16 protein-coding genes are annotated in these 16,807 nt (G+C 62.8%); 7 read left to right on the top strand and 9 right to left on the bottom strand.

The features are described 5' to 3' along the window. The first annotated feature begins 50 nt into the window (after positions 1 to 50). A complete protein-coding gene (glcD, locus tag NW855_RS02330) occupies positions 51 to 1,541 on the top strand; it encodes a glycolate oxidase subunit GlcD (protein ID WP_240527783.1) in 1,491 nt (496 codons plus the stop codon). On the opposite strand, the gene NW855_RS02325 is transcribed toward glcD, so the two are convergent. From NW855_RS02325 to NW855_RS02315, 3 genes are all read right to left on the bottom strand, one after another. Beyond that, on the bottom strand, positions 1,538 to 3,427 hold the full coding sequence (locus tag NW855_RS02325) for an AAA family ATPase (protein WP_099834738.1): 1,890 nt from the start codon (positions 3,425 to 3,427) through the stop codon (positions 1,538 to 1,540). The genes glcD and NW855_RS02325 overlap by 4 nt on opposite strands. 123 nt (positions 3,428 to 3,550) lie before the next feature. Continuing rightward, positions 3,551 to 4,114, bottom strand: coding sequence for a phycobiliprotein lyase (locus NW855_RS02320; protein ID WP_011431579.1), 564 nt, complete (start codon positions 4,112 to 4,114; stop codon positions 3,551 to 3,553). Between the two features lie 47 nt (positions 4,115 to 4,161). Beyond that, on the bottom strand, positions 4,162 to 4,704 hold the full coding sequence (locus NW855_RS02315) for an HNH endonuclease (protein ID WP_011431578.1): 543 nt from the start codon (positions 4,702 to 4,704) through the stop codon (positions 4,162 to 4,164). Between the two features lie 175 nt (positions 4,705 to 4,879). Between NW855_RS02315 and NW855_RS02310 the strand changes: the two genes are divergently transcribed. The 5 genes from NW855_RS02310 to NW855_RS02290 all read left to right on the top strand — a co-directional run bounded on the left by NW855_RS02310 (position 4,880) and on the right by NW855_RS02290 (position 10,774). Then, positions 4,880 to 7,087: a glycoside hydrolase gene (locus NW855_RS02310; RefSeq protein WP_099812693.1), complete on the top strand. Its 2,208-nt coding sequence runs from the start codon at positions 4,880 to 4,882 to the stop codon at positions 7,085 to 7,087. A 33-nt stretch (positions 7,088 to 7,120) separates the two neighbouring features. Then, a complete protein-coding gene (gene pip, locus NW855_RS02305; protein WP_011431576.1) occupies positions 7,121 to 8,071 on the top strand; it encodes a prolyl aminopeptidase in 951 nt (316 codons plus the stop codon). Between the two features lie 255 nt (positions 8,072 to 8,326). Continuing rightward, positions 8,327 to 8,848: a PDZ domain-containing protein gene (locus tag NW855_RS02300; protein WP_240527784.1), complete on the top strand. Its 522-nt coding sequence runs from the start codon at positions 8,327 to 8,329 to the stop codon at positions 8,846 to 8,848. A gap of 31 nt (positions 8,849 to 8,879) precedes the next feature. Beyond that, positions 8,880 to 9,188: a hypothetical protein gene (locus tag NW855_RS02295; RefSeq protein WP_099812695.1), complete on the top strand. Its 309-nt coding sequence runs from the start codon at positions 8,880 to 8,882 to the stop codon at positions 9,186 to 9,188. 5 nt (positions 9,189 to 9,193) lie between these two features. Then, positions 9,194 to 10,774, top strand: coding sequence for a hydantoinase B/oxoprolinase family protein (locus NW855_RS02290; RefSeq protein ID WP_041439269.1), 1,581 nt, complete (start codon positions 9,194 to 9,196; stop codon positions 10,772 to 10,774). Here NW855_RS02290 and NW855_RS02285 read toward each other — a convergent pair. Beyond that, complete coding sequence (locus tag NW855_RS02285) at positions 10,711 to 11,103, bottom strand: thioredoxin family protein (protein WP_011431572.1); 393 nt, start codon at positions 11,101 to 11,103, stop codon at positions 10,711 to 10,713. The genes NW855_RS02290 and NW855_RS02285 overlap by 64 nt on opposite strands. A 34-nt stretch (positions 11,104 to 11,137) precedes the next feature. Next, on the bottom strand, positions 11,138 to 11,878 hold the full coding sequence (locus tag NW855_RS02280) for an NnrU family protein (RefSeq protein WP_049749798.1): 741 nt from the start codon (positions 11,876 to 11,878) through the stop codon (positions 11,138 to 11,140). Between the two features lie 72 nt (positions 11,879 to 11,950). On the opposite strand from NW855_RS02280, the gene psb27 reads away from it, so the two are divergent. Then, positions 11,951 to 12,352, top strand: coding sequence for a photosystem II protein Psb27 (gene psb27, locus NW855_RS02275; RefSeq protein ID WP_011431570.1), 402 nt, complete (start codon positions 11,951 to 11,953; stop codon positions 12,350 to 12,352). A 25-nt stretch (positions 12,353 to 12,377) separates the two neighbouring features. Here psb27 and NW855_RS02270 read toward each other — a convergent pair whose 3' ends face one another. The 4 genes from NW855_RS02270 to NW855_RS02255 all read right to left on the bottom strand — a co-directional run bounded on the left by NW855_RS02270 (position 12,378) and on the right by NW855_RS02255 (position 16,710). Further along, entirely contained in the window at positions 12,378 to 13,148 is a 771-nt protein-coding gene (locus NW855_RS02270; RefSeq protein ID WP_011431569.1) for a sensor histidine kinase, read from the bottom strand. A 141-nt stretch (positions 13,149 to 13,289) separates the two neighbouring features. Next, a complete protein-coding gene (gene prmC / locus NW855_RS02265) occupies positions 13,290 to 14,177 on the bottom strand; it encodes a peptide chain release factor N(5)-glutamine methyltransferase (RefSeq protein WP_041438671.1) in 888 nt (295 codons plus the stop codon). Positions 14,178 to 14,188: 11 nt separating this feature from the next. Then, positions 14,189 to 15,058: a Tic22 family protein gene (locus tag NW855_RS02260; protein WP_099884443.1), complete on the bottom strand. Its 870-nt coding sequence runs from the start codon at positions 15,056 to 15,058 to the stop codon at positions 14,189 to 14,191. A 455-nt stretch (positions 15,059 to 15,513) separates the two neighbouring features. Then, the gene (locus NW855_RS02255; RefSeq protein ID WP_011431566.1) at positions 15,514 to 16,710 is read right to left on the bottom strand and encodes an ABC transporter ATP-binding protein; all 1,197 of its coding nucleotides are present in this window, start codon (positions 16,708 to 16,710) and stop codon (positions 15,514 to 15,516) included. Positions 16,711 to 16,807: the final 97 nt, after the last annotated feature.

Below are 16,807 nucleotides of genomic sequence, written 5' to 3'. Positions count from 1 at the left end.
TCCAGACTATAGTGACGATATCCCCCTCACGAGATGTTCTGCCGCCCCCTATGGCTGTTCGCTCCTCTCACCCGTTGCAAGCTGGCCTCACCTTCGATTGGCTCAAACTGAGGGCTGAGCTCAAAAAAATTCTCGATCCCCGGCGGGTGATCAGCAGGCCGGAGGAGCTGCTGGTTTACGAGTGCGACGGGCTGACCAGCTACCGGCAAAGGCCGGCTCTGGTGGTGTTGCCGCGCACCACGGAGGAGGTGGCGCAGGTGGTGAAGCTGTGCAGCCGCTACCAGGTGCCCTTCGTGGCGCGGGGATCCGGCACCGGCCTTTCGGGAGGGGCGCTGCCGCTGGAAAATAGCGTCGTCATCGCCACCACCCTGATGAAACAGATCCTGGAGATTGACCTAGACAACCGCTGCATGGTGGTGCAGCCGGGAGTAATCAACGCCTGGATTACCCAAGCGGTGGCCGCCCAGGGCTATTTTTATGCGCCGGATCCCTCCAGCCAGTCGGTTTGCTCCATCGGCGGCAATGTGGCGGAAAACTCCGGCGGCGTCCACTGTCTCAAGTACGGGGTGACGGCCAACCACATCCTCGGCCTGACGGTGGTGCTGCCGGATGGGGAAGTGGTGCGCTGGGGGGGCAAGATCCCGGAGATGCCCGGCTACGACTGGGTGGGCCTGTTCGTCGGCTCCGAGGGCACTCTGGGCATTGCTACCGAGATTACCCTGCGCTTGCTCAAGGCGCCGGCCCAGGTGCAGGTCTTGCTGGCGGATTTTGACAGCGTCGAGGCGGCAGGAGCCACCGTTTCCGACATCATCGCCGCCGGGATCATCCCCGCCGGCCTGGAGATCATGGACAACTTCAGCATCAATGCTGTGGAGGATGTGGTGCAGTTGGGCTGCTACCCGCGGGATGCGGCAGCCATCTTGCTGGTGGAGGTGGACGGGCTGGAGCTGGAGGTGGAGGAAGTCGGCCAACAGGTGAGGGCGCTCTGCTTGAAAAACGGGGCCCGCCAGGTGCAGGTGGCCGTCGATGCAGAAGAGCGGGCGCGGCTGTGGAAGGGGCGCAAGGCGGCCTTTGCCGCCATGGGCAAGCTCAGCCCCAACTACTACGTCCAGGATGGGGTGATCCCCCGCAGCCAGCTAGCCTATGTCCTCAAAGAAATCGAGCGCCTCAGCCGCCAGTACGGCTACCCGGTGGCCAATGTGTTCCACGCCGGCGACGGCAACCTCCATCCGCTGATTCTCTACGACGAGTCGGTGCCGGGATCCCTGGAGCAGGTGGAGAAGCTGGGGGGTGAGATCCTCAAGCTCTGCGTGCGCCTGGGAGGCAGCATCTCTGGCGAGCATGGCATCGGGGCCGACAAGCGCTGCTACATGTCGGAGATGTTTACGCCCACGGATTTGGAGAGCATGCAGTGGGTGCGGCAGGTGCTCGACCCGCAGCACATCGCCAATCCCGACAAGATCTTTCCCACCCCCCGCACCTGCGGCGAGGCGGCCCACGCCCACCGGCAGCCGGAATGGCAAGGGATCCCGGTCTTCTAGGTGGCCTGGCGCTGCTGCTGCAGCTCGGCAAAGGCCTGGGCAAAGTCCTCCTGGCGGATGACCAGGGTCTTGGGATCCACCGACTCGGCAGTGGCCCGGTGGCGGCGAATGGCGGCAATTGCCGCCCGGTTGCTCAAGAGAGCCAGATCGGCGCCGCTCCAGCCTTCCGTGCGCTCAGCCCATCCTTCCAGATCCACATCCGGCCCCAGGGGGCGCTTGCGGTTGTGCACGGCCAAGATCTCCCGCCGCCCGGCCCGATCCGGCAGCTCCACACTCAGGTGCAGCTCCAGCCGGCCGGCGCGGGTGAGGGCGGGATCCAAGCTGGCTTTGCGGTTGGTGGCGGCCACCACCAACACCCCCTGGCTGGGGCGGATCCCGTCCAGTTCGGCCAGCAGTTGCCCCAGGACGCGGTCGCTGACGCCGCTATCGCCGGAGTAGCTGCCCCGCGCCGGGGCGAGGGTGTCGATCTCGTCGATGAAGATGACACAAGGGGCGCACTGGCGGGCGCGGGCAAAGAGCTCTCGCACCGCCTGCTCGGAGGATCCCACCCATTTGCTCAAGAGCTCTGGGCCGGAGACGGCGATGAAGTTGGCCTTGGCCTGGGAGGCAATCGCCTTGGCCAGCAGGGTCTTGCCGGTGCCGGGAGGGCCGCTGAGGAGGATCCCTTTGGGCGCTTGCGCCTGGGCCTGCTCGTACAGCTCCGGGTGCAGCAGGGATCCCTCGATGGCCTCCTGCAGAACCTGCTTGGCCTGCTCCAGGCCGCCGATCTGATCCCAGCTCACCTGGGGCGACTCGATTTCCACTGAGCGCAACACCGCCGGCTTCACCTGTTGCAGGGCCTGCTGAAAGTCCGCCGCCGAAACTGTCAAGGAGTCGGGGATGGGGGATCCCAGATCCGGCACCTGCCGCCGCAAGGCCGCATAGGCTGCCGCCTGGCACAGGCCGCGCAGATCTGCCCCCACAAAGCCCAGCGTCTGATCCGCCAGGCTGTCCAAGTCCACATCTTCTGCCAGCGGCATGCCGCGGGTGTGGATGGCCAAGATCTCCCGCCGCCCCTCCCGATCCGGCACCTTGAAAATGACCTCGCGGTCGAAGCGGCCCGGTCGCCGCAGCGCCGGATCCAGGGCCTCGGGCCGGTTGGTGGCCGCCAGCACCACAACACCTTTTTGGGCCACAAAGCCGTCCATCAGCCCCAGCATTTGAGCCACCAGGCGCTTTTCCACCTCTCCCTCGACGGCGGCGCGGTTGGGCACAAGGGCGTCGATTTCGTCGATGAACACGAGACAGGGGGCCGACTTGGCCGCCTTTTCAAATACCTGCCGCAGGCGCGCCTCCGCCTCCCCATAGTACTTGCCGATCAGCTCCGGGCCGACGAGGGCAATGTAGTTCACCCCCAGGCTCTCGGCCAAAGCGCGGGCCGTCAGGGTCTTGCCAGTGCCAGGGGGGCCAACCAACAGCACGCCACGGGGCGGCTCCAAACCCAACTTGGCCAGCAGATCGGGCCGCTTGAGGGGGATCTCCACCAGCTCCCGCAAAGCTTGCAGTTGTTCCTTCAACCCCCCCACATCCTTGAGGCGCGGTCCCGGCCAGGTGTCTGGGCTGCCGGGGGGGTCGGCGACAGTGGCCTCAGGCGTAGGGTCAGCCTTGGGCGGCTCGCGCCAGCCTGACGTGGACATCACCTGAGGCTCGCTGCTCCAGGAGGGATCCCCCGTCTGGGCACTGCGGCGGCGGGGGATAGAACCAGAAGGGGGGATGGAGCTGCCCAGGGATCGGGCCTGGATGCGCACTTCGGTTCGCAGCCCCCCCGTGTTTTTTTTCTCGTCCAGCTTCTGGGCTAGCTCGATGAGCTGCTCAATACCCTGGATAAAGTCGCTTAGATCCGCCACAGCCCGGGTTTTCCGTCTACAAATGACCCACCAACAGAGGTTTTAGCCCATCCCTTGCCGGCTGAGGCTCTCCCCAGTAAGCCAGGGATCCGGCGCCGGCAAGCTTTCTGGTCAGCCCACAGCCTAGAGAGAGCGGGATTCAGCCACAGCCGAGATGGGGGAAGGGCTGGCGGAGAGCTTGCGCACCTCGGAGCAGAAAGAGGCCATGCTGAAGCCGCCGAAGCGCTTGACGGTGCTGGCCCGCAGGCGCAGGTTGGGGCTGGCAAACCAGATGCGCTCCTCCGACTCGGTCATCTCGTACTCGGTGTAGAGGGTGAGGGCGCCGTCCGATCCCATGACGTAGGTGCCGGCCACCGGCACTTTCTCGGCATAGCCCTGATCCCGCAACAGTTGCCCCCGCATGGGGTTGTCGGGATCGGGAATGGGAACCAGCACCACATCGCCTTTGTACTCTTCGTTGTCCCACTCCTGCTCCCCATTCCACTGCACTCGCGCCGCCCCCACGGCCCGCCGTGGATCCACCTTGAACAGCTCACAAACCTGGATAACTGCCGGATCGGCGGGCGAAAGGGTAGCAATTTGCATCCGCGATCTCCCCCCCTCAGAGCGGCGAAAGGCCAAGTGATGGCTGGTACGCTGACACATCCACTCGCCAGCGCTGAGGGCAAAAAACTCCATTACGGTCATCATGGCCGACGCGGATCCTCCTCGATAACAACCGAAATTTGCCGATTCTAACTTGCGCTGTAGCCGTAGATTGGCTCTTGCCGGCTCTGCTGTTCGCGCCAAAACTGCTCGGCAAAAGCCACCGTCGGGTGGAGGGGGGCGCGGGGTTTGCTGCGCAGAACCATGCCCGCCTCTTCGGGCGTGCGGTTGCCCTTGCGCTGGTTGCAGCGCTCGCAGGCAGTCACCACATTGTCCCAAGTGTGGGATCCCCCGCGAGAAAGAGGCACGACATGATCCAGGGTTAGGTTGTGGGTGCTGCCACAGTACTGACAGGTGTGGTGATCCCGCCGCAGAACCTCCCGCCGGTTAACAGGGGGCACTCGCCAGGCCCGCTCTTTGCCCTTGATGGTCAGGCGGATGTGCTCGGGCACCTCGATCACCTGGCTGGGGGAGCGCACTTTCCATACCGGCACATTCATCATCGCCAGCGGCTCTGCCTTGCCCGTCAGCAGCAGCACAATCGCCCGCCTAATGTTGACCCGGCTAATGGGCAAGTAGTTTTGGGAGAAGACAACGATCGACTGTTCCAGGACGTGGGTAGCAGCAGTCATGACTTAGCTCTTCCATTTGCCGCCATTGTCCTGAGAAATCCGGCGAATGACAAGGTTTTCCCGCAGTGGGCACCATCCAGGCGGATCCCCACCGTTCAACATTCCAGAGTTTCTGACGATCGGGAGCCGGACAGATGGGCTAGTATCCGGGTGATGGTCGGATCCCGTGCCTCCCATGACCTACCCGCTGCATATCGCCTTGGTTTGGCACCAACACCAGCCCCTCTACAAAAGTCCGATAGCGGGTAAATATCGCATGCCTTGGGTGCGCCTACACGGGATCAAAGACTACCTCGACTTGGTTCTGCTGCTGGAGCGCTATCCTCGCCTGCACCAAACGGTCAACCTGGTGCCCTCTCTGATTGTGCAAATCGAAGACTACGTGGCCGGCTCCGCCTTCGATCCCTATTTGGAGCTGACTTTATCTCCTGTCGAAAAGCTGACCCCGGAGCAGCGGCGCTTCATTGTCGAGCGTTTCTTCGACAGCCATTACCCCACCATGATTGAGCCCTATCCCCGCTACCGCCAGCTCTACGAACAGCGGGAATCGCAGGGGATCAACTGGTGCCTACAGTACTGGACACCGCAAGACTTCAGCGACCTGCTGGCCTGGCACAACCTCTCCTGGTTCGATCCCCTCTTCCACGAGGATCCCGAGATCGAGGGCTGGATCAAGATGGGATCCGGCTTTACCCTGGCGGATCGGCAGCGGATCTATGCCAAGCAGCAGCAGATCCTGGCCGCCATCTTGCCCCAGCACGCCAAGCTGCAAGAGAGCGGCCAACTGGAGCTGACCACCAGCCCCTACACCCATCCCATCTTGCCCCTGCTGGTGAGCGAGCGCTCGGCGCGGGTGGCTCGGCCCGGCTTGCCCCTGCCCCGCTACCCCTTCCACTGGGAGCAGGATGTCCACAGCCAACTGGAGCGGGCCAAGCAGATCTACCGGGAGCGCTTTGGCCGCGAGCCGCGGGGTCTGTGGCCTTCGGAGCAATCCGTGAGCCCGGCCATTGTCCCCATCGTGCAAAAGCAGGGTTTTGAGTGGATCATCTCCGACGAGGGCGTGCTGGGCTGGAGCCTGGGCCAACCCTTTCATCGCGACGGGCAGGGCCATATCCTCGAGCCGGAAAAGCTCTATCGGCCCTACCGTCTGGAGAGCGAGGCAGGGGATCTGGCCATTGTCTTTCGGGATCACCGCCTCTCCGATTTGATCGGCTTCAGCTACAGCGCCATGCCCGCCGATGCTGCCGCCAAGGATCTCATCGGCCACCTGGAGAGCATCCGCAACCGCCTGCCCCAGGAACAGCCCTGGCTGGTCACCATCGCCCTAGATGGGGAAAATTGCTGGGAGTACTACCCCCAAGATGGCCGGCCCTTCCTGGAGAACCTCTATGCCCGCCTCAGCCAGCACCCGGCGCTGCGCTTGGTGACGGTTTCGGAGTTTTTGGACCAGTTTCCCCCTACGGAGTTTCTGCCAGCCGAACAACTGCACAGCGGCTCCTGGATTGAAGCTGACTTTACCACTTGGATCGGGGATCCCGTCAAAAACCGCGCCTGGGAGCTCCTGGCCCAAGCCCGCCAGGTCATTCAGGATCACCCTCACGCCAATCCCGAAGCCTGGGAAGCCCTCTGGGCCGCCGAGGGATCCGACTGGTTCTGGTGGTTTGGGGCGGGCCATTCCTCGGCCCACGATGCCGTTTTCGACCAGTTGTTTCGGGAACATCTGCAGGCCCTCTACACCGCTTTGGGAGAGGCCGTGCCGGCAGTGCTGCAGTTCCCTCTCGAGGATCACGATGGGCTGGGGGATCGCCTGCCGCAAGGATTTATCCACCCGGCCATCAACGGCCGCCCCGCCGAACGGGAGTGGAGCCAAGCCGGGCGGGTGGAGATCGGCGCCGCCCGCGGCACCATGCACCGCAACAGCGTCGTCCGCCGCCTCTGGTACGGGTTCGATCACTTCAACCTCTACCTGCGGCTGGATTTTAACTCGGTGGTGCAGCGGCCCAAGCAACTGCAGGTGCTGTGGTTTTACCCCAACTGCGTCACCGTCAACAGCCCCATTCCCCTCCAAGGGTTGCCGGCAGAAGCCCCCCTCAACTACCACTACCGCCACCTGTTGAAGCTATCGCTGCCGCCCCCCGGCACCGGCCAGCATCCCGCCCCTGTCGAGGCTCAGCTCTTGCAGGCAGGGGAGTACCACACCTGGCACGCCATCAGCCACCAAGTGAAAGCGGTGGTGGATGCCTGTTTGGAGGTGGCTATTCCTTGGAGCAATCTGGGCGCCCAGCCGGGACAAGAGCTGCAGTTCGTCATCGTGGCCGCCGATGGCGAGACCTTCCAGGAAGGGATCCCGCCCAAGGCCACCATCGCCCTGCGCAGGCCTTGAGCGGCTGGCCGTTGATCCTTAGAATCTCTGGTTATGCAGCGCGACCTCTACCCGCCCATCGAGCCTTACGATCACGGCTTTCTCCCCGTCTCTTCCCTGCACACCCTCTACTACGAGCAGTGCGGCAACCCAGACGGGAAGCCGGTGGTGTTTTTGCACGGAGGGCCCGGCGGCGGCATCGATCCCCTTTACCGGCAGTACTTCGAGCCCAGCCGCTGGCGGGTGGTGCTGTTCGATCAACGCGGCTGCGGCAAGAGCCGCCCCTACGCCGAGCTGCGGGAGAACACCACCTGGGATCTGGTGGCCGATATCGAAAAGCTGCGCCGGCACCTGGGCATTGAGCGCTGGTGGGTGTTCGGGGGCAGTTGGGGCAGCGCCCTCGCCTTGGCCTATGGGCAAACCCACCCCCAATCCTGCCTGGGGTTTATCTTGCGGGGCATTTTTCTGCTGCGCTCGTTTGAGATCCGCTGGTTCTACCAGTCGGGGGCCAGCTACCTGTTCCCCGATGCTTGGGAACATTACCTGGATCCCATCCCCCCCAACGAGCGGGATGACCTGCTGGCAGCCTACCACCGCCGCCTCAACGACCCCGATCCCCAGGTGCGCCTGAGGGCGGCCCGCGCCTGGGCCATCTGGGAGGCCAGCACCAGCAAGTTGATCCCCAGCCCTGAGCTCATCGAGCGCTTTGGCCGGGAAGAGTTTGCCGAGGCCTTTGCCCGCATCGAGTGCCATTACTTCGTCCACGGCGGCTTTCTGGATCCTGAAGATCAGCTCCTCAGGGGGGTGGAGCGCCTGCGCCATCTGCCGGCTGTCATTGTCCAGGGGCGCTACGATGTGGTCTGCCCCCCCATTTCCGCCTGGGAACTGCACCAGGCCTGGCCAGAGGCGGAGTTTCATCTCATTCCCGATGCCGGCCATTCCATCACCGAGCCCGGGATCCGCACCGCCCTGCTGCAGGCCACCGATCGCTGCGTTGGTCTGTGAGCCGCTGAGATAGGCCGGGTTGAGGATCCCAAGAGCTTGAAGAATTGCTACAGAAATGCCGGCAAAACCTTGGGATCTAGCCCCAAAGCACGGCCAAGCCTATCGACAGTTGGCGATTTTGGGTTTATCACTGAGGGAAGGGCGGTGCAAGCTGCCCGGTTGATGGGTTCCGCTGTCTCTCTCGGGCTGGTCGATCCATCCCAATGCTTTTGCGGATCTCAACTTGTTATTCTTCGCCGTTTCCAGGCTCGAACTATGCAGAAACCGAACACTCTGTTCAAGCTTGCCCTCGCCCTGCCCGCCTCCCTCCTGCTGGCAGATGCTGTTGTGGCCTACCCCTGTGACTCGGTTGGGGGTGAAGCTTACAACTTCTACAGCCCCACGGTTCAGGTTGACAGTTTCGGGGCTCAGGTGTCGCCTGCTGTCGTAGGCAACGGTTTCATCGGGGTTGCCATCGAAGCGGTGGATGGACAGCCGGCTCAAGGCGCTATCAGCCGTCGCCTGTTCGGCCCTGCGCCTCGAGTTCAAGGGGTGCAGGTGGTTGGCCTGCTCCAGGATGGCCCGGCTCAACGAGCGGGTCTGGCCCAGGGGGATATTTTGATTGGGGTGGACGGGCAGCGGGTCACCTCGGTGCAACATGTGCAGCAAATTATCCAAAACACCCCCGTGGGCCAGCGGGTACCCATTACCTTCCGGCGCGGCGGACAAGTGCTATCGACGGTGGTTGTGGTCGGCGATGGCCGTGTGTTGCGCCCCTTGATGCTGCAGCAGCAGTGAGTGTTGCCAGGGATCCCTTGCTGAGCTCTCTGTGACTGCTGCACTAGGGACAGAGTGGGCAGTTTGGGCGGTTTGCGGCCTCAATGGGCTGCTGTTTTTAGCCTTGCTTGCCCTGATTCCTGTCCTCTTGAACCTGCGGTCGGCGCTCTGGGTTACGGAGCGGGCTATGGCTGATTGGCGGGAAGCCGCTGAGCGGGCTTTGGCTCCCACGCCGGCTGAGTTGCTGCGCCTGCGGGATCGGCTGCGGGAGAATCGCCATACCCTCGACCGCTGGCAGCGCCGTCTGCAGTTTTGGCAAGGGATCCGCAGGGTGGCTGTTTGGCTGGGGCGCAGGCTGTGAGGGGCATGGATACCCATCCCATCCGGCTGCAGGTGATGGCCAATGCGCTGGCGGGGATCGCCGAGGAGATGGGGGCGCGCCTCATCCGCGGTTCTTACTCGGCCAACATCAAGGAACGGCGGGATTGCTCGACAGCCCTGTTCGACGCCCAAGGGGCCTGTATTGCCCAGGCGGCCCACATTCCAGTTCACCTGGGAGCTCTCTCGGAGGCGGTGCGGGCGGTGGTGGCAGCCGGCCCGCGGCCCGGCGATGTGTTCGTCCTCAACGATCCCTACCAGGGGGGATCCCATCTGCCGGATATCACGGTGGTTACGGCCATCCCCGGCCTGCGGGATCCAGAACAGGTCTGTGCCTATGCGGTGAACCGCGCCCACCATGCCGATATTGGGGGGATGCGCCCCGGCTCCATGCCCGCCGACTCTACGGAAATCTGGCAGGAGGGGCTGGTGATCCCGCCGCTACGGCTGGCCCAGATGACCTCGACAGGGGAGCTGCGCTGGCAGGAGGATCTGCTGCGCCTGATCCTGGCCAATGTGCGCAACCCTGAGCAGCGGCGGGGAGATTTGCAGGCCCAGGTGGGGGCCAGCGCCGTGGGGGTGAGCCGGTTTGGCGAGCTGCTGGCCCGGTTCGGGGAAGAGGAGGCCTGGCAGTTGATTGCCGGGGTGATCGCCTACAGCCGACGGCGGATGCAGGCCCAGATCCGCGCTCTGCCCGATGGGATCTACACCGCCTGCGACTACCTGGAGGGCTACGGGGATCCGCCTGAGCCCATTGAGATCCGGGTGCAGGTAGAGGTCAAGGGGGAGAGGCTGCGGGTGGACTTCGCCGGCACAGCCCCGGCCACCGCGGGGAACCTGAACGCGCCTCTGGCCGTGACCCGCTCGGCGGTGCTCTTTGCCCTGCGCTGCCTGTTGGATCCCACTGCCCCCAGCAATGTCGGCCTGGAGGATCCCATCGAGATTGTGGCCCCGCCCGGCTGCCTGGTCAATGCCCAATTTCCGGCGGCGGTGGTGGCCGGCAACGTGGAAACCTCGCAGCGCATTGCCGATGTGGTGTTCAAAGCCCTGGCCCCGGTGGCCGGATCCCGTGCCATCGCCCAGGGGCAGGGCACCATGAACAACTGCGTGCTGGGCAACCGCCACTTCACCTACTACGAAACCCTGGGGGGCGGCCAGGGGGCCAGCCAGCAGCGACCAGGCCTGGATGGGGTGCACGTGGGCATGAGCAATACCCTCAACACCCCCATCGAAGCCCTGGAGCTGGAGTATCCCCTGCGGGTGCTGCGCTACGAGTTGCGCCCAGATTCCGGCGGCCATGGCCGCCAGCGGGGCGGGTGGGGGCTGATCCGCTCCATCCAGACCTTGCAAGATTGCACCCTCTCCCTGCTCACCGACCGGCGCCACCATGCCCCGCAAGGGGAAGAAGGCGGCGAACCTGGCCAGCTGGGGATCAACCTCGTCAACGGGGATCCCTTGCCCAGCAAGATCAGCCGCCCCCTGAAAGCCGGCGATGTGCTCACCCTCTACACCCCTGGCGGCGGGGCTTGGGGGTCCAGCGAGGAGGAGCAGGCACCCGAACCCACATAGCGCAGGCGAGCGAGAAACAACTGCTCGCAGCGGCGGAGCACATCATCGCGGCTGGCGAAGTGCTCCAGCCTTTGCACTTCTTGACCCTTCTCAAACAAAATTAAGGTCGGCAGCGAGCGCACCCGATAGCGGCGCGGCAGCCAAAAATTGTCGTCCACATTCACCCGCAGCACCTTGACCGCGCCGCCCCACTCTGCTGCGAGACGGTCGGTAATCGGCTGAATGAAGCGACACAGGCCACACCAAGGGGCACCAAAATCCACCAACACCAACCCGTCACTTGTCAAAAGTTCTTGATTAAAAGCATCTAAAGCAACTTGCAAGTTCATCACTCCCAGACTAAAGAAGTTGTTTGGGATCATGCTACCAGGCAACCCCGCTGGCTGCAGAAACCATTTGCGGATGAAAGGCATAAAGAATCACAACAAAGCTGAACACCCCCAGATAGGCCCAGCGCAGAAACTCTCGCGGTTGCAGGTGTTGTCGCCGCTGCAGAATGGCCAAGCCGGGGATCACAGAAGTACGGGCCTTGAGATCGCGGAAGGCCTGGCCGTATTTCCGCTCCAGACGGTGATCCCCGTGCCAGACGGCGAACAGGTGGTAGGCCACCAGCCCCAGGGAAGTGACCAGCATAAAACTGGAGCCAATCCAAAGGGAATGGGCCACACACCAGATCACCTGGCCCACCATTTGGGGGTGGCGGGTGATGCGGATGATCCCGGTCTCAAACAGGTGAATCTCCGGCTTGTGAATGGCAGCAATCTCCAGTAAGTTGAAGGTAGCCGGATACAAAAAGAAAAACGAGAGCGCCGACAAAAGAACAACGGTGGTGTGAATGCCGGGGACAGCATGGAGATCCCAGAGGATCACCCCGTCGTAGCGATGGTTCAAAAAGTAGATCAGCAACAGCGGAGCCAAGCTGAGGCTGACCAGCGCAAAAAGAAGGCGGTACAGACGGGATCCCAGCCAAGCTTCCCCCCAGGGGCGCAAGTGGGCCAGCCCACTGTGAGCACAGGCAAACCCCAAGATCATGCCCAACATGATCGCGTGGGATCTGTACCGGGCGAGCTCCGGCAGCAAGTGGTTGAAGAAAGTGGACAGCATCTTTTCGATGGCTCCTCTTCCGGTGTCGCTGTGACTTATGCTTAAAGATAAGTTACATTGGGCAACCTTCCGATGCTGAAACCTTTTTTTCTACGTTTTCTCGGCCTGCTCCTCTCGGTCACCCTGATGCTGGGCTGGGCGACCGCAAGCGCTCAGGCGGCCCGCCTCACCGGCAAGTACTACGAAGACAGCATGACCCTGATCCAAACCCTGCGCACCGTTCTCTCGGAAGCGGATCCCGTGATGAATCCAGAGGAGGCGCAGGTGGAAGCGATGGAGGCCATTCAAGAATTTGCAGGGCGCTACCATGGCCATCGCTACGACAAGCTGCAATCCTTTACGACTCTGCGCACCGTGTTCAACACCGTGGCCTCCCACTACCGCACCTCCAAGCGGCCTCTTGACCCAGAGAAGGTGGAGCGGGTGCTGATGCAACTGGATCGCGCTGAGCTGGCCTTGCGCCGCGAAGGTTAAGCTTTTCAGATCTCCCAGATCCAAATCACTGGGCGAGGCGCAGGATTACCTTGATGACAACCCGGTGGAGGCTGCTTTCGCCAAGCTCCAGATCGCCCCCCATTTCTCTCAGGAGCCGTTCGCTCACCCGCCAAGCAGCGCAACCCTTTGTTTGGATGGGCACATGGCACCGCCCTTCCAGATTCCACTCCAGGCACAGGCGCCCCTCCGCTGCTGCGATGGGATAGAGGTGTAGAGCCATCGAACCATAGCGTAGGGTGCGAATACCCCAGCGACACACCCCCAGCAGAGCCTGCACCAAACCGTGGGGATCCGCCCAAACCATAAGGCTGTCCGGGAGGGCGGGCAGCTCAGAGGCAGAAGGCGGTTGTAGGATCGGCCATTCGTAGCGAATGCCCTGATCCTGGGCCTGTAGGCGAGTTAGGCTGTACACATCCTGAAGGAGGGGACGGAGTCGGGTCGGCTTCGGTTGCAAGGGTTGAATGGGCAGGTCGTGGCGGGCCAGGCGGCTGTACTCCTCGAGCAACTGGATCAGGCGCTCCACCGCTTCTTTGGCACTTTGAAGGTACTCCCGCTCTTCTTCGCGGGAATCGCACAGATCGGACAGCACCAACTGCAGGGATCCCATCTGGCTGCTGAGGGGGTTGCGCAGCTCGTGGCCAATGCTGACGAGCAGCTCCTGCTGAAAGGCGCGCATCACCTCCGAGCGCTCAAACGCAAACTGCCAATCCACCGCCTCTTGCCTGACGGCAGCAGCGGCCTGCTGGGAGGGAGGATCGGGTTTTGCTGCGGGCAAGGGTTTCCTCCAGAGGTACTTCGGACAAAAGGTAGGAGATCCCGTTGATGTTCGAAGCAGGGCGTTCGGATGGAGAGCCTTGGGTTTTAGCTAGTTTGACAACGGCGCGCTCCTGGATCCTACCTTTTTCTTCCCAACTTTCTAGCCGACGAAGTGGGCGCTGACCACCCGCTCAATTCCGGCCAAATCCCGGTGGACTTGGATCTGCTGATAGCCGCCTCTGGCCTGCAACTGCTCCGCCACCCAAGGGGCTTGGCCTTGCATCACCTCCACCGCCCAAAAGGAGTTGGGGGCCAAGTAATCCGGTGCTTTTTGAATCAAAAGCCGCAAGTGCACCAGCCCATCTTCCCCGCCATCGAGGGCCTGTCGTGGCTCGTGCAGCCGTACCTCGGGCATGAGGTAGGCCAGCTCCCCGGTGGGGATATAGGGCGGGTTGGAAACCAGGCCACGCAGCCGACCTCGCCAGGGATCCAAAGGCGCAAACCAGGATCCCTGTAACAGCTTCACCCGTTCCTGCAGATGATAGTCCGCCACATTGGCTGCCGCAACGGCCAAAGCCTCTGGGCTCACGTCCACCGCTAGAAGCTGCAACTGGGGATGCCCCTGGGCCAAAGCGATGGCAATGGCCCCGCTGCCGGTGCCCAGGTCGGCAAAAGGGGATCCCGGCGGCAGCAGGTTAGACTGCAACCAAAGGGAGGCTTGCTCCACCAGCAGCTCGGTCTCCGGGCGCGGGATCAACACCGCTGGCGTTACCCGCAAGCTCAAACCTGCCCACTCTACCCTTCCCAGCAGGTACTGCAGGGGGATGCGCTCTGTCAGCCGGCGCCGCCACAGCTCCTCTACCTCCGCCAGCGGATCCCCCTGCAGCGTCGGGGGCCGACCCAGCAAGCGCTCCAACGATCCCCAGCCCAGCCGTTCCCTAAGCAGAAGTTCCACCTCCTGAGGAGGGATGCCGGCGGCTTGCGCCGCCTGCAGAGCCTGGGCACGCCAGGCCAGCAATTGCTGCACCAGCGCAGAGGGGGATCCCATCAGGAGCTAGGTCAACGCCGCTGAGGCTGGGGAGTGGCAGAGCGAATTAACGATTGCACGTACTCCAGCGACGCGCGCGGCGGAATGAAAGCGATCTTCTGCACATCCTCCTGGGCGTCAGGGGCTAACATGCGCTCCACCACGATGGCCAGGGAAGTGACCTCGATCTGGGTTTTGCCGACCACCTCGGGGTTCTGCGCCGCCGCCCGGTCTAAAGCCCCCTTCAGGTCGTTGCGGTCGAAGAAGAAAGGCACCACCTCCTGGCCATCCTGCTCGATGGTCAGCAACCCCTCTCCCGAGCGGCCATAGAACAGCGGCACGCCGATCACTTCCGGCGGCACCTCCTGACCCGTTTCTTTCAGCACTTGCTTGGCCGCCTCCACATCAGCAGCCCGAGGCACCACCTCAAAGTACAGATTGCTATTCTTGGCCCGCTCTTCTTCCGACTTTTCGTAGGCGTAGCCCAAGGGAATGGGCACCACCTGGGCTTGCTGGCCCACCTCAGGGTTCTTGGCTTTCACCTGATCCAACGCTTGCTGGGCTTGGTTCTGATCCAGCCAGAAAGAAGCCACCTGGATGGTGCGACCCTCCCGCTCTACGTTAGCGACCACAGGGGTGCCGTTCTGAGACACAATGGCAAAAACCGGCACCAGATTCAGCCGCTCCGCCACTTCTTGACGACTCATGGGGGCTGCCACTGCCTGAGTCGAGAGGGGCCCCCCTTGAGCAAAAGTAGGAACTCCCCCCCAGATCACCCCCGCCAACCCCAGCAGGAGGGTGCTGCGAACTGCCGCTACGAACGCGGCCCGCCCGCCTGCCTGAGCTCTACGGCGGCAGAGGGATCCCAAAAGCGGCACTGCATTACCGCGCATCATTTTCATCTCTACTCCTGGCATCACGCCTTGTCTTCGTTGCTATTGGGTCAGATCCCTGAAACACTAACCGACGACCTCTGCCCAAGAGGAGCTGACCAAGCTCACCTTGCTCAACACAGCTCAGGCTGGCCATGCGGCGCACTCTTGGGACTTTGGGGACAGCGCCTGGCGAAGCTGGCCCTTGCTGACACTACGCCCCTCTACCCTTTTTGACGAGCGCCCCCTGGGCCACCCTAGAAGGCAAGGTTAAAGCATTTGCTCAACCCCTGTCGAGGGGTAAAGCCCTCGTTTTGGGTGGGGATCCCGCATCACCTCCTACTATATACGGAGTCTAACAAAGCGGATCCACACCAAATACAGATAGCCCCTCCATCCTCTGGCTGTAGAGTCTGGGCTGAGAAGGCAGGATCCTGGGAACGCGGCAGCGGCGTGGGGCGCCTGGGCTGAGGGCAAAGATCCCATCAGGCAAAGCTCTTGCTTCCCGATCCCGCTACTGACTGAGGTTCCGAAATGGGAAACAGACGGCCCTGCTCGACGGTAACTTGAACCCGCGTGCCCACCGGCAAAGCTTCCCGCGCCAGGGCGTGCAATTGCTTGCCCGTCTCTGTAACCAGACAATAGCGATACTCTCGCCCCAGAAACTGTCGATCCCGAATGGTAACTCTCCCCTGGGGATTGGGATGCAGACGTAACTCCTCCTGCCGGATCATCAGCTCTCCCTGGCGCAGATGGGGATCGGGCTGATCCCTCAAAGCCTGAAATGGGATGTGCAGCAGCCCCTCAGCTTGCCAACCGAACTCCCGCCGCTCACAGCGAAGAAAGTTGGCCTGGGCGATGAATTCCGCCACAAAGCGGGTAGCCGGCTCCCGATAGACTTCCTCCGGGGATCCCCATTGCTCAATACGCCCTTCCCGCATCACCGCCACCCAATCGGAAAGGCAGAGAGCCTCCTCTTGGTCGTGGGTAACGAAAATGGCCGAGGTCTGGGTTTGCTTGAGGATTTTGCGGATTTCTTCCCGCAAGTAGTAGCGCACCTGCACATCCAAGTTGCTCAACGGCTCATCCAAAAGGATTAGGCTGGGCTTGGGGGCCAGAGCTCGGGCCAGGGCCACCCGCTGCTGCTGCCCGCCTGAAAGTTCATGAGGATAGCGGTGGGCGTAGTCCTCTAGACCCACCAACCGCAACACCTCGTCAGCCCGTTCCCGCGCCTGTTGGGCAGCGCCTCCCACCTCAGCCGAGGAGGAGCGACTGCCGCCCCCCGCTGCCGACGCGAACAGGGCAGTGGGCCGGAGGCCAAACATCACATTGGCCAACACATCCAAGTGGGGAAACAGGGCAAAATCCTGAAACACCAGCCCCACCCCCCGCCGCTCCGGTGGGATCCACTGCCCCTCCCCGGCCACCACTCGCCCCCCCAGCAGGATCCGCCCGCTGTCTGGCTGCTCAAAGCCGGCAATGGTGCGCAATAAAGTGGTCTTCCCACAGCCCGATGGGCCGACAATCCCCAGAATGTCTCCCTGGGGCAGGCGAAACGCCACTTCCTGCAAAACCAACTGCCGCTGGCCGGGAAACCCCTTGCTGATGTGCTCAACCTCAAGAATGTAGGGAGAGTCCGTCCGGGCAGCGGTGGACGTCGAGGAAATCAAAAACTCGGCCATGATCGTTGTTGCAAAAGATTTTCACTATCTTTACCAGACTACCATACCTCAGATCCTTCCCGGCCCGACGCCAGTCAGCTAGAGGGCGGCGGAGAGG

This window comes from Synechococcus sp. RC10B2, from assembly GCF_047502635.1.
Note: the sequence above shows the minus strand (reverse complement) of the source record. Positions and strands in the feature narration are given on the sequence as shown.